At 69.4% G+C, this 11,254-nt stretch carries 14 protein-coding genes and 1 pseudogene; 8 read left to right on the top strand and 7 right to left on the bottom strand.

What is annotated here, in order from left to right; translation table 11 throughout:
- The 4 genes from Q0W90_RS19740 to Q0W90_RS19725 all read left to right on the top strand — a co-directional run.
- A partial coding sequence (locus Q0W90_RS19740; RefSeq protein WP_297776082.1) for a cytochrome P450 occupies positions 1-639 on the top strand: 639 nt, incomplete at its 5' end.
- The gene (locus Q0W90_RS19735) at positions 636-830 is read left to right on the top strand and encodes a ferredoxin (protein ID WP_297700138.1); all 195 of its coding nucleotides are present in this window, start codon (positions 636-638) and stop codon (positions 828-830) included. The genes Q0W90_RS19740 and Q0W90_RS19735, both read left to right, overlap by 4 nt.
- 97 nt (positions 831-927) lie before the next feature.
- Positions 928-1,770 (top strand): helix-turn-helix domain-containing protein, encoded by an 843-nt coding sequence (locus Q0W90_RS19730; protein ID WP_297596655.1) that lies wholly within the window; start codon positions 928-930, stop codon positions 1,768-1,770.
- Positions 1,724-2,128 carry a VOC family protein gene (locus tag Q0W90_RS19725; RefSeq protein ID WP_297776079.1) on the top strand — a complete coding sequence of 135 codons (405 nt, stop codon included), beginning with the start codon at positions 1,724-1,726 and terminating at the stop codon, positions 2,126-2,128. The genes Q0W90_RS19730 and Q0W90_RS19725 overlap by 47 nt, the downstream gene beginning before the upstream one ends.
- Here the strand turns inward: Q0W90_RS19725 and Q0W90_RS19720 are convergent.
- The 4 genes from Q0W90_RS19720 to cobC are packed head-to-tail and all read right to left on the bottom strand — an operon-like array spanning position 2,117 to position 6,184.
- Positions 2,117-3,274 carry a bifunctional RNase H/acid phosphatase gene (locus Q0W90_RS19720; RefSeq protein ID WP_297596649.1) on the bottom strand — a complete coding sequence of 386 codons (1,158 nt, stop codon included), beginning with the start codon at positions 3,272-3,274 and terminating at the stop codon, positions 2,117-2,119. The two genes, Q0W90_RS19725 and Q0W90_RS19720, sit on opposite strands and share 12 nt — an antisense overlap.
- Positions 3,271-4,008 carry a C4-type zinc ribbon domain-containing protein gene (locus Q0W90_RS19715; protein WP_297776076.1) on the bottom strand — a complete coding sequence of 246 codons (738 nt, stop codon included), beginning with the start codon at positions 4,006-4,008 and terminating at the stop codon, positions 3,271-3,273. The genes Q0W90_RS19720 and Q0W90_RS19715 overlap by 4 nt, the downstream gene beginning before the upstream one ends.
- On the bottom strand, positions 4,005-5,153 hold the full coding sequence (locus tag Q0W90_RS19710; protein WP_297776074.1) for a Nif3-like dinuclear metal center hexameric protein: 1,149 nt from the start codon (positions 5,151-5,153) through the stop codon (positions 4,005-4,007). Before Q0W90_RS19710 ends, Q0W90_RS19715 begins: the two co-directional genes overlap by 4 nt.
- Entirely contained in the window at positions 5,150-6,184 is a 1,035-nt protein-coding gene (gene cobC / locus Q0W90_RS19705) for an Rv2231c family pyridoxal phosphate-dependent protein CobC (RefSeq protein WP_297776071.1), read from the bottom strand. The genes Q0W90_RS19710 and cobC overlap by 4 nt, the downstream gene beginning before the upstream one ends.
- Before the next feature lie 90 nt (positions 6,185-6,274).
- Between cobC and Q0W90_RS19700 the strand changes: the two genes are divergently transcribed.
- The 3 genes from Q0W90_RS19700 to Q0W90_RS19690 are packed head-to-tail and all read left to right on the top strand — an operon-like array spanning position 6,275 to position 8,326.
- Positions 6,275-6,985, top strand: a complete 711-nt coding sequence (locus Q0W90_RS19700; protein ID WP_297601728.1) for an HAD-IA family hydrolase — start codon at positions 6,275-6,277, stop codon at positions 6,983-6,985.
- Entirely contained in the window at positions 6,978-7,475 is a 498-nt protein-coding gene (locus tag Q0W90_RS19695) for a low molecular weight protein-tyrosine-phosphatase (protein WP_297601731.1), read from the top strand. The genes Q0W90_RS19700 and Q0W90_RS19695 overlap by 8 nt, the downstream gene beginning before the upstream one ends.
- Positions 7,475-8,326: an SURF1 family protein gene (locus Q0W90_RS19690; RefSeq protein ID WP_297776068.1), complete on the top strand. Its 852-nt coding sequence runs from the start codon at positions 7,475-7,477 to the stop codon at positions 8,324-8,326. Before Q0W90_RS19695 ends, Q0W90_RS19690 begins: the two co-directional genes overlap by 1 nt.
- Here the strand turns inward: Q0W90_RS19690 and Q0W90_RS19685 are convergent.
- Positions 8,308-9,252, bottom strand: a complete 945-nt coding sequence (locus Q0W90_RS19685) for a cobalamin biosynthesis protein (protein WP_297776066.1) — start codon at positions 9,250-9,252, stop codon at positions 8,308-8,310. The two genes, Q0W90_RS19690 and Q0W90_RS19685, sit on opposite strands and share 19 nt — an antisense overlap.
- Before the next feature lie 200 nt (positions 9,253-9,452).
- Here Q0W90_RS19685 and Q0W90_RS19680 point away from each other — a divergent pair, with 200 nt between their 5' ends.
- On the top strand, positions 9,453-9,851 hold the full coding sequence (locus Q0W90_RS19680; protein WP_297776063.1) for a VOC family protein: 399 nt from the start codon (positions 9,453-9,455) through the stop codon (positions 9,849-9,851).
- Between the two features lie 69 nt (positions 9,852-9,920).
- Here the strand turns inward: Q0W90_RS19680 and Q0W90_RS19675 are convergent, their stop codons facing one another.
- Positions 9,921-11,048 carry an epoxide hydrolase family protein gene (locus Q0W90_RS19675; protein WP_297601743.1) on the bottom strand — a complete coding sequence of 376 codons (1,128 nt, stop codon included), beginning with the start codon at positions 11,046-11,048 and terminating at the stop codon, positions 9,921-9,923.
- Positions 11,045-11,254: pseudogene (locus Q0W90_RS19670) on the bottom strand (nitroreductase); the annotation flags it as partial. The gene Q0W90_RS19675 and the pseudogene Q0W90_RS19670, both read right to left, overlap by 4 nt.

Raw genomic sequence — 11,254 nt, 5'->3', positions numbered from 1 at the left:
TACGATTACTTCGACCATGCCATCGACGACCACATCGCCGCACCACGCGACGACGTGCTGTCCGCGATGATCGCGGCGAGCTTCAAAGACGATGCCGGCCAGCCCTTATCGCGCGAGGAGCTGCTCGACATTTGCTTCCTGTTCCTCATCGCTGGATTGGACACGGTCACCGACTCGCTCGATTGTTTCTTCGTGTACCTGGCGCGCCACCCTGATCACCGTCATCAACTGGTCGAGCAGCCCGAGGTCCTGCCCAGCGCCATCGAAGAGTTGTTGCGCTGGGAGACACCGGTGCCCGGCGTCGCTCGAGTCGCCATCGCGGACGTCGAGGTGGGCGGGTGCCCCATCAGCAAGGGCGAACGGGTGAGCCCGCTCCTGGGCGCCGCCAACACCGACCCGGCCGAATTCCCTGACCCGGAGCTGGTCGACTTCACCCGCAACCCGAACCGGCACCGGGCGTTCGGTGGCGGCCCCCATCGCTGCCTCGGCTCGCATCTGGCCCGCATGGAACTGCGGGTGGCCTTGCGCGAATTTCACCGGCGCATACCGGATTACGAAATCAAGCCCGGCGCCGAACTCACCTATACCGCCGCGCTGCGGTCGGTGGAGTCGCTGCCGCTGGTCTTTCCGGTGCCATGACTAAAGTAGTTGTCGACGCCGACCGGTGCACCGGGCACGGACGCTGCTACACGTTGGCGCCCGACGTCTTCGACGCCGACGAGGTCGGCCACTCCGCGGTACTCGTCGACGAGGTCTCCGGCGAACTCGAGGCGCAGGCCGTCACGGCCGAGCGAAACTGCCCGGAGGGCGCCATCACACTTTTACGCTGAAGCTACGTGGGCGCGGCACCGGCGCTAGCGTGGTGTGATGGACCGGGGCTCGGAATACGCCGTGGCCGCGCCGCGTAGCGCGCCCGGCGTGACGTCGATGATTGGTTACCGGACCCTGGAGGCTCCCGAGGGCGTGCACCGTGGCATGCCGTCCTCGACGTTGACGTTCATCGTCAGCCTCGACGACGGGGTGGAAGCCGGCCACACCGCAAGCGCACTGGAAGCTGCCCGCCCAAACCCGCTGCTGCTGAGCGGCCTGCACGTGCAGGCGAGTCATGTGCGGCAGCGACGCGGCCAGGCGGGGGTGCAGCTGGCGGTGCATCCGCTCGCCGCACGTGCGCTGTTCGGCGTGCCCAGCGCCGAGCTTCCCGTCGCCGAATACGACGCGACCGCCGTGCTGGATCGCGACGTCGTCGAACTGCACTATCGGGTGACCGAGGCGCCCGGGTGGACGGACGTTTTCGCGCTGGTGGCCGGGTATCTCGTCGACGCGCAAGGACGCCGGGAGCGCGCAATGGTGCGCCCCGAGGTCGCGTATTCCTGGCATCTGCTGGAGCGCAGCCGGGGCCTGATGCCGGTTGCTGCCCTGGCGGACTCCGTCGGGGTGACGGCGCGGCACCTGACGACGCTGTTTCGCCGGGAGGTCGGCCATTCGCCGAAGACGGTGGCGATGCTGATGAGGTTCGAGTACGCGACGGCGCGCATCGCCGAGTCGGCGCGCCGGTACGGACGCGTCGATCTTGCACGGGTCGCGGCCGCCACCGGTTACAGCGACCAGGCACACATGACCCGCGAATTCGTCCGGTTCGCCGGTGTGCCGCCGCGGCGGTGGTTGGCCGAAGAGTTCCGAAACATTCAAGACGGCGGCCATTCGTTCGGCGCACAGTGGGACCATGACCGCTTCGAATCCGACCGTCTGGTTGACATTGCAGGCCCATGACGCGCCCAAGCTGATCGATTACTACGTCGACACATTCGGCTTCGTCCTCGCGGCGCGCTACGGCCAGGACGAGACCGTCGATCACGCCCAACTGAACTGGCCGCAGGGATGCGGAGGGATCATGCTGGGCAGCCACAAGCCCGGCGCGGAATGGTGCCGCGACCCCGGCACCGCGGGCGGTTATATCGTCACCGCCGATCCCGACGCGCTCTACGAGCGCGTGCTGCAACGCAAAGCCGATGTGGTGCGGCCGTTGGCCGAAACCGATTACGGCGCCCGCGAATTCACCGTGCGCGATCCCGAAGGCAACCTGTGGTCCTTTGGGGACTATGGCGGCGCACCACTCTCAGCCGGTTAGATACGCCGTCTGATTCACCAGCCGCACCGAAGACGCTCCGTCGGAATAGAATTCGGCGATGCTCAACGACGCCAGATCGAGGTGCAACCGGTACAGGATGGCCGGTCCGGCGTCCAGCGCCTCCCGCAGCACCATCTTGATCGGTGTCACGTGTGACACCACCAGCACCGTCGTGCCTTGGTGTGCGGCGACGATCCGTTCCCGGGCCCTCAATACCCGATCGGTCACCGCGTCGAAGCTCTCACCGCCCGGCGGGACGCTACTGGTATCGCGCAGCCAGCGACCGTGCAGTTCGGCGTCGCGCTCGGCCGCCTCGGCGAACGTCAACCCCTCCCAGGAACCGAAATCGGTCTCGATCAGGTCGTCGTCGACGGTCACATCCAGGCCCAAGGCCTTGGCGGCCGCCGCCGCCGTGTCGTAGGCCCGTTGCAGCGGAGAGGCGAAGACCGCCGAAATCCCGCCGCGCTGAGCCAGATACCGCGCCGCCGCATCGGCCTGCCGCCGCCCCACCTCGGTGAGCGCCGGGTTGCCGCGCCCCGAATAGCGGCGCTGCACCGACAGCTCCGTCTGCCCGTGCCGCAGCAGCAGCAGCCGGGTCGGGGTGCCCCGGGCGCCGGTCCAGCCGGGCGCCGTCGGCGAGGGTGCCGCAACGGTTTTCGCCGCACCGGCACCGGAGGGCTCGGATCTTTCCACCGACGCGGGCTTTTCCGCCGGCGCGGCTGATTCCACCGCACCGTTGGCCTCGGCCGCGGCGTCCATCGCCTCGTTGGCCAACCGATCGGCGTGCGAATTGCGCTCCCGTGGAATCCACGAGTAGCTGATTTTGTCGAACCGCACTGCCAGGCGTCGGGCCTGGGCATTCAGCTCGATCAGGTCGGGGTGCTTGACCTTCCACCGCCCCGACATCTGTTCCACCAACAGCTTGGAATCCAGATACACCGCGGCCTCGCTGGCGCCCACCTTCAGGGCATCGTCCAAACCGGCTATCAGGCCGCGGTATTCGGCAACGTTGTTGGTTGCCCGGCCGATGGCTTGCTTGCTCTCGGCCAGTACGGTCGCGCGGTCCTCGGTCCACACCACGGCGCCGTACCCGGCCGGCCCGGGGTTGCCGCGTGATCCGCCGTCGGCCTCGATGACAACTTTCACTGATCGAACCCCTTGACCCGCAGCAGAATCGCGCCGCATTCAGGGCATCGCACCACATCGTCTTCGGCGGCGGCCGAGATGCGGGCGAGCTCGCCGCGGTCGATCTCGAGCCGGCACGCCCCGCACCGCTTTCCCAGCAGCGGCCCGGCGCCCGGCCCTCCCCCGGCACGCTGTCGTTCGTACAGGGCGGCCAGGGCCGGATCCAGCGCCGCGCTCAGCGAGTCGCGCCGTGACGAATGAAGCTCGCGGGCTTCGCTGATGTCGGTGAGCGCGGCGTCGAGGGCCTGCCGCGCGCCGACCAGCTCGACCCCCAGCGTCTCGACGGCCCGCTGCTCACCGTCCAGCTGGGACTGCAGCTCCTCACGGCGTTCCATCACCTCCAGCAGGGAATCTTCCAGGCTGGTTTGACGACGCTGCAGGGTCTCCAGCTCGTGCTGAAGGTCCGCCAGTTGCTTGGCGTCGATCGTTCCCGCCTGCAGCAGCGCGCGGTCACGGTCTTCGCGCTGCCGCACCGCATCGATCTCCGATTCAAGGCGCTTCACGTGAGCGTCGATGTCTTCCAGCACGATGCGCACCGCGCCCTGCCGGTCGCCGGCGGCGTCGTATTCCTCCTGTATCCGCCGGCAGGCCTCCTGCTCCGGCAGATGCGCGGCCCGGTGCGTGATACGGGACAGCTCGGCGTCCAGTTTCGACAACTCAAGGAGCGAACGTTGCTGTGCTACTTCGGCTTTCATGATTCTTCTCCCCCGGGCTCGTTGCCAAATTGCTCGACATTCCAAGGGTCGGTGCGAATCGAGCTCACCCGCACCGGAAGCTCCGCCCCGAAACGCGACCGCAGCAACTCGGCGGCCTGTTCACACCATGGGAATTCACTGGCCCAATGTGCCACATCGATCAGGGCCACATCGGAGGCCCGGCGATGCTCGTCGGCCGGGTGGTGCCGCAGGTCGGCCGTGACGTAGGCCTGCACTCCGGCGCTGGCCGCGGCGGACAGCAACGAATCCCCGGCGCCGCCGCAGACGGCGACCCGCGACACCGGCATGTCGGGGTCACCGGCCACACGCACTCCCCAGGATGTCCGCGGCAACGCGGCGTTGACGCGGGAAACGAAGTGGCGCAACGGTTCCGGGCGGGGAAGCGTTCCGATCCGACCCAACCCGGCGTCGCTGGGCAGCGGGACCATCGCGAAGATGTCGAACGCGGGCTCTTCGTAGGGATGGGCGGCGCGCATCGCGGCCAGCACCGCGGCCCGGTTCCGTGCGGGCGCCACCACCTCGAACCGGTCTTCGGCCACCCGCTCGACGTTCCCGACGCTGCCCACCGCGGGCGAGGCGCCTTCGTGCGGAAGAAACTGCCCGATGCCCTGCACGCTCCAGCTGCACTGCGAGTAGTCGCCGATGTGGCCGGCCCCGGCCTCAAACACCGCCGCCTGCACCGCTTCCGTGTTCTCCCTGGGCACGTAGATGACCCACTTGTCGAGGTCGGAGGCGCCCGTTGCCGGCTCGAGCACGGCCTCGACGCCGAGCCCGAGCGCCGCGGCCAGCGCGTCGGAGACCCCCGGGCGGGCCGAGTCGGCGTTGGTGTGCGCGGTGAACAGCGAACGCCCGGTCCGGATCAGCCGGTGCACCAGCGCGCCCTTGGGGGTGCTGGCCGCCACGGTGTCCACCCCGCGCAACAACAGTGGGTGATGGGCCAGCAGGAGGCTGGTGTCGGGAACCTCGTCGACGACCGCGGGCGTCGCGTCGACCGCGACGGTGACCGACTTCAGCACGTCGTCGGGGTCCCCACACACCAGGCCCACCGAATCCCACGATTCGGCAAGCCGCGGCGGATAGGCCTCATCGAGCACCGCGATGACATCGGCCACCTTGACGCTCACCGCTGCCTCCCAAGGTCCGAGATGGCTTGCGCCAGCAGCGGCCACTCCCGGCGCACGGCGGCCCGCAGGTACTGCTCGTCCAGGCCGACGAACGTATCACAGCGACGGATGGCAATTCCCCTGTCATGCAGTCGTTTTCGCAATTGGGCGGCCTCGGGTGTGCGAAAGAGCACGAACGGGGCCCGGCCGTCGACCACGTCTGCGCCCGCCGACGCCAGACCGGTCACCATCTCGGCGCGCAGCCGCCCCAGTCGGGCCGCCCCGGCCTGCGCGTCGGCAACCGCCTGCTGACCGCAACACGCCGCGATGGCCGTCAGCTGCAGCGTCCCGACGGCCCAGTGCGCCCGCTGAGCGGTCAGCCGCGCCAACACCTCGGGCGAACCCAACGCGTAGCCCACCCGCAATCCGGCTAGCGCCCAGGTCTTGGTCAAGCTGCGCAGCACCAGCACGTCGGGCAGCGCGTCACCGGCCAACGATTCCGGCTCACCGGGAATCGAGTCGGCGAACGCCTCGTCGACCACCAGGATCCGGCCGGGCCGGCGCAACGCCAGCAGTCGCTCGCGGCCATGCAGCACCGAGGTGGGATTGGTGGGATTGCCCACCACGACAAGGTCGGCCTCCTCGGGGACGACCGCCCCCTCGAGGCCGAAGGGCGGCTGCAGCACCACGTGGTGCACCGGCACTCCGGCGGCGGTCAGCGCCGCGGCCGGCTCGGTGAACGCCGGCGCGATGATCGCCGCCAGCGCCGGACGCAGGTTGCTCAACAGGGCGAACCCCTCGGCCGCCCCGGCCAGCGGCAGCACCTCGCCGCGGGCCCGGCCGTGCCGCTGCGCGGCCGCGTCCTGCGCCGCGTGGACGTCGTCGATGCTCGGGTAGCGCGCCAGGTCGGGCAGGCGCGCGGCCAGCCGTTGCAGCAGCCACTCCGGCGGTTGGCCGTGACGGACGTTGACGGCGAAATCCAGCATCCCGGGCGCGACGGCCTGATCACCGTGATAGCGCGCCGCAGGCGGGCTCAGGTTCAGACTCGCCATCCGTGAAACACTAGTGCGCCGCGCGGGCCGCCCGGACGAACACCGGCAACACCGTCACACCCGGCCGCGCGCATCGAGGACAATGGTGAGGTGACAGGCACAACGTCAGCCGATCGCCAGGCCCCTGGCCGCACTGCTTCTGGGGCTCAGCTGGTGATCTTCGATCTCGACGGCACGCTGACCGACTCCGCTGAGGGCATCGTGGCGAGCTTCCTGCATGCGCTCGACCACATCGGCGCCCCGGTGCCCCCCGGCGACCTCGTCGCCCAGATCGTGGGCCCGCCGATGGACGACACGTTCCGGTCCATGGAGCTCGGCGACGAGGCCGAGGAGGCGATCGCGGCCTTCCGCGCGGAATACGGCGCCCGGGGCTGGGCGATGAACGCGCTCTTCGACGGGATCGAGGCGCTTCTGGTCGATCTGCGCGCCGCCGGTGTCCGGCTGGCGGTCGCCACCTCCAAGCTGGAGCCGACCGCGCGGCGCATCCTCGCCCATTTCGGGCTCGACCAGCATTTCGAGGTCATCGCCGGGGCGAGCCCCGACGGTTCCCGCAAAGGCAAGGTCGAGGTGCTGGCGCATGCGCTTTCGCAGCTGAAGCCGCTGCCCGAGCGGGTGCTGATGGTCGGTGACCGCAGCCACGACGTGCACGGCGCGGCCGCGCACGGCATCGACACCGTGGTGGTCGGCTGGGGTTACGGCAAGGCCGACTTCCCCGACCTTGCCGGGCGTACCGCCACCGGGGCCGACGGCGTCACCCACGCCGCGACCATCGACGAGCTGCGGAGGGCGTTGGGTGTCTGAGCGCGAGCCGCTGCACGTCACGTTCGTGTGCACGGGCAACATCTGTCGGTCGGTGATGGCCGAGAAAATGTTCGCCGATCAACTGCGCCGCCGGGGTCTGGCGGACGCGGTGCGGGTGAGCAGCGCCGGCACCGGCAACTGGCACGTCGGCGAGTGCGCCGACGAGCGGGCCGCCGGCGTGCTGCGTGCTCATGGCTACCCGACCGACCACCGCGCCGCCCAGGTCGACGCCGAGCATCTGGCGGCCGATCTGGTGGTGGCCCTGGACCGCAACCACGCCCGGATGCTTCGGCACCTGGGCGCCGAGGAGGACCGGGTCCGGATGCTGCGGTCTTTCGATCCGCGCAGCGGCGCGCATACCCCCGATGTCGACGACCCCTACTACGGCGACGCGGGAGACTTCGAACGCGTTTACACCGTCATCGACGCCGCGCTGCCGGGCCTGCATGACTGGGTCGATGAACGACTCGCGCAGAACGGATCCCCGTGATGCGCAAATTGGCGCGGGGCTTGGCGTTTGTGCTGCGTCCGGGTTGGATCGCGTTGGCACTGGTCGCGATCGCGTTCGCGTACCTGTGCTTCACGGTGCTCGCGCCCTGGCAGCTGGGAAAGCACAGCAGGACCTCGCACGAGAACCATCAGATCGAACACTCGCTGAACACCGCGCCCGTCCCGGTGAAAACCCTGCTGCCGCAGCAGAACTCGGCGGCCCCCGCGGATCAGTGGCGCCAGGTCACCGCGACCGGGCATTACCTGCCCGACGTGGCGGTGCTGGCCCGGTTGCGGGTGGTCGACGCGAAGCCGGCGTTCGAGGTGCTGACGCCGTTCGTCGTCGACGGCGGACCCACCGTGTTGGTCAACCGCGGCTACGTGCGGCCCTTGGAGGGATCCCGAGTTCCGCCGATCCCCCGCCCGCCCGCGGAGACGGTGACCATTACGGCACGGTTGCGCAATTCGGAGCCCGCCGCCGCGGGCAAGGATCCGTTCGTGGGAGACGGTGTGCAGCAGGTGTATTCGATCGACACCGAACAGGTCGCGGTGCTGACCAAGGTCCCGCTGGCCGGGTCCTATCTGCAGTTGGTCGACGGCCAGCCCGGGGGGCTCGGGGTGGTAGCCGTGCCGCAGCTGGACGCCGGGCCATTCCTGTCCTACGGCATCCAGTGGATCGCGTTCGGCATTCTCGCCCCGATCGGGCTGGGTTACTTCGCGTACTCCGAGATCCGCGCCCGCCGCCAGGAAAAGCAACAGCAACCCTCACCCGCCGCCGAGACCGTGCCCGCACCACAAGCGCCGCAGACCGTGGAGGCCAAACTCGCCGACCGCTACGGTCGCCGCCGGTAACCCGCCAACACCGCCGCCACCACCGCTGCACCGGCTTGCACCAGCGACGACAGCGTGACCGCGCGCCGCAGGTCCGTCACCGTCGGCTCCCGGCCGTCGCCGAGCGTGGGCCGGATCTGCAGCTCGTGGCGGTATTGGGTGGGCCCGCCGAGGCGCACGCCCAGCGCCCCGGCGAACGCCGCCTCGACCACGCCGGCATTGGGGCTGGGATGACGGGCGGCATCGCGGCGCCAGGCCCGCACCGCGCCGGACGGTGAGCCGCCGACCACGGGCGCCAATGCCACCGCCAGCGACGCGGTCACCCGCGCGGCGAGATAGTTGGCGACGTCATCTAATTTCGCTGCGGCCCAGCCGAATCGGAGGTAGCGCGGCGAGCGGTAGCCGACCATCGAGTCCAGGGTGTTGATGCCGCGATACGCCAGCACCGCGGGCACCCCGCCGGCCGCCGCGTACAGCAGCGGCGCCACTTGGGCGTCCGAGGTGTTCTCGGCGACCGATTCCAGCGCCGCCCGGGCCAGCCCCGCGCCGTCCAGCGACGCGGGGTCGCGTCCGCACAGTGACGGCAGCAGCCCGCGCGCGGCCTCGACGTCGCCGCGCTCCAGCAGCTCCGACATGGCCAGTCCGGTGCGCGCCAACGAGGTTCCGCCCAGCGAGACCCAGGTGGCCGCCCCGGTCGCCGCGACCGACCACAGTCGGTCGCGCCCGGCGATCCGCTGCACGGCCACGCCTACCAAGCCCAACGACCCGATCAGCACGCCCACGTGAACCGCGCCGGCCACCCTGCTCTCGCGGTAGGTCAACCCCTCCAGCGCGGCGGCGGCTTGACCGAACGCCGCAACCGGATGACCCCGCCGCGGGTCGCCCAGTGCGCGGTCGGCCAGGTAGCCGATCAGCACGCCGGTTAGCCGGGTCTCCGTCGCGAACACCTCGGCAGCGTCTCATACCGGACGCCGGACTGGTCGCCCGGTCAGCAGCGCCGCTTCTGGTGACCGCTGTGCTCGCCGCGGTCGGCCGGCCGGCCGAGGGATCCGTCATGGGGCCTGCTCGGATTTCTATTCTCCTTGTGGCACATGCGATCTCGTGCAGGTCGGGGCCGCCGCGTCGTCAAGGGGCTAGAGTCAAGGCCATGGCCTTTCCAGCACTCAACCACGTCGCGGTCACGGTGCGTGACATCGAAGTCAGCGGCCGGTGGTATCGCAACCTTCTCGGCGGCGACCCGATTCTCGACGAGCACACCGACGCCGGCTTCCGGCACCAGGTGTGGATGCTCGACGGCGGCACCGTCTTCGGGATTCATCAGCACGATCGTCGGGCCCCCGACGAGGAATTCGACGAACTGCGGGTGGGGCTGGACCACGTCGGCTTCGGCTGTGCCAGCCGCGCCGACCTGGAGAACTGGGTCAGCCGCCTGGGCGAACTGGGCATCGACCACGGCGGCATCGTGGATGCGCCCTACGGCTCGGGGCTGAGCTTCCGGGATCCCGACGGCATCGCGCTGGAGTTCTTCGCCCCGCCCGCGACGTAGCCCCTGTCAGTGTGAATTTCATGACGCGTCCTCGGCGTGTCGCGTTGTGAAATTCACACTCGCCGTAGCTCAGCGCACCGTCGCAAAGAACGCGCGGAGATCCTCGACGAACAGCTCCGGTTCTTCGAACGCCGCGAAGTGCCCACCGCGCGGCATGTCCGTCCAGTGGGTGATGTTGTAGACCGGCTCGCACCAGCTGCGGGGTGCCTTCAGCAGTTCGCCGGGGAAAGCCGCCACGCCCGTGGGCAATTCGACGCGATCACCCCCGCCCCACACCGCGAAGCTCTCCCAGTACAGGCGGGCCGACGACGCGGCGGTGTTGGTGGCCCAGTAGACCATCACGTTGTCGAGCAACTCGTCGCGGCTGACCGCGTTCTCGGGATGCCCGTCGCAATCCGCCCAGTCCCAGAACTTTTCGACGATCCACGCCAGCTGGCCCACCGGGGAATCGGCCAGCCCGTAGCCCAGTGTCTGCGGCCGGGTGGACTGCTGCTTGGAATACCCGGTGCCCCACTTGCGGTGATTGGCCAACCCGGCCAACGCTTGCCGCTCCTCCTCGGTGGGATTCGTCGCCGCGTCCTTGGTAGGTCTGCCGACCGGCATGTTCAGGTGGATCGCCGCGCAATGGCCTCGATTGCGGCCGATCTGCGTGGTGACCGCGGCCCCCCAGTCGCCGCCCTGGGCGCCGTAACGGTCGTAGCCGAGGCGCAGCATCAGCGTTTCCCATGCCTCGGCGATCTTTTCCACGCCCCACCCCGTCCCGGTGGGTTTCCCGGAGAACCCATAGCCCGGCAGCGACGGGCAGACGACGTGGAAGGCGTCCTCGGCGCGTCCCGACGGGGGGTTGGTCAACGGCTCGATCACCTTGTGGAACTCCACGATCGAGCCGGGCCAGCCGTGGGTGATCACCAGCGGGAAGGCGTCGGCGTGCGGCGAGCGTTGATGGATGAAATGGATGTCGAGCCCGTCGATCTCGGTGATGAACTGGTCGAATCGATTGAGCGCGGCCTCCCGTGACCGCCAGTCGTAGTCGTTGGCCCAATAGTCGGCCAGTTCGCGCGTGTACGCCAACGGCATGCCCTGAGTCCAGTCGTCCACGCATTCGGCCTCGGGCCAACGGGTTCGGGCCAGCCGCGCCCGCAGATCGTCGAGAACCTCGTCGGAAACCTCGATGCGGAACGGTTTCACCGTGTTCATGATTGCCCCTCCAGAAACGCCCGGTTGCCGTACCGGTCGAGCGAAACGAGTTCTCCGACCGGCCGACGCGTGGTGGGACCGTATTTGCCCATCGGCCAGCCCAGCGGAATCACCGCGCACGGCGTGACATTCAGCGGCAGGCCAAGGACGCGCCGGGCCAACAGCGTGCTCCACAGCGGCATCGTGATCAACGCCGCGCCCAACCC

Source organism: Mycobacterium sp. (assembly GCF_025933915.1).
Lineage (GTDB): Bacteria > Actinomycetota > Actinomycetes > Mycobacteriales > Mycobacteriaceae > Mycobacterium.
The sequence above is the reverse complement of the archived record's forward strand: the minus strand, read 5'-3'. Positions and strand labels throughout refer to the sequence as shown.

Excerpts from the sequence above, each read along its gene's own strand:
- Q0W90_RS19735 (WP_297700138.1), top strand. The coding sequence starts at position 636 with ATGACTAAAGTAGTTGTCGACGCCGACCGGTGCACCGGGCACGGACGC.
- cobC (WP_297776071.1), bottom strand. The coding sequence starts at position 6,184 with ATGGCGAGTCTGAACCTGAGCCCGCCTGCGGCGCGCTATCACGGTGAT.
- Q0W90_RS19725 (WP_297776079.1), top strand. The coding sequence starts at position 1,724 with ATGACCGCTTCGAATCCGACCGTCTGGTTGACATTGCAGGCCCATGAC.
- Q0W90_RS19730 (WP_297596655.1), top strand. The coding sequence starts at position 928 with ATGATTGGTTACCGGACCCTGGAGGCTCCCGAGGGCGTGCACCGTGGC.
- Q0W90_RS19680 (WP_297776063.1), top strand. The coding sequence starts at position 9,453 with ATGGCCTTTCCAGCACTCAACCACGTCGCGGTCACGGTGCGTGACATC.
- Q0W90_RS19715 (WP_297776076.1), bottom strand. The coding sequence starts at position 4,008 with ATGAAAGCCGAAGTAGCACAGCAACGTTCGCTCCTTGAGTTGTCGAAA.
- Q0W90_RS19690 (WP_297776068.1), top strand. The coding sequence starts at position 7,475 with ATGCGCAAATTGGCGCGGGGCTTGGCGTTTGTGCTGCGTCCGGGTTGG.
- Q0W90_RS19675 (WP_297601743.1), bottom strand. The coding sequence starts at position 11,048 with ATGAACACGGTGAAACCGTTCCGCATCGAGGTTTCCGACGAGGTTCTC.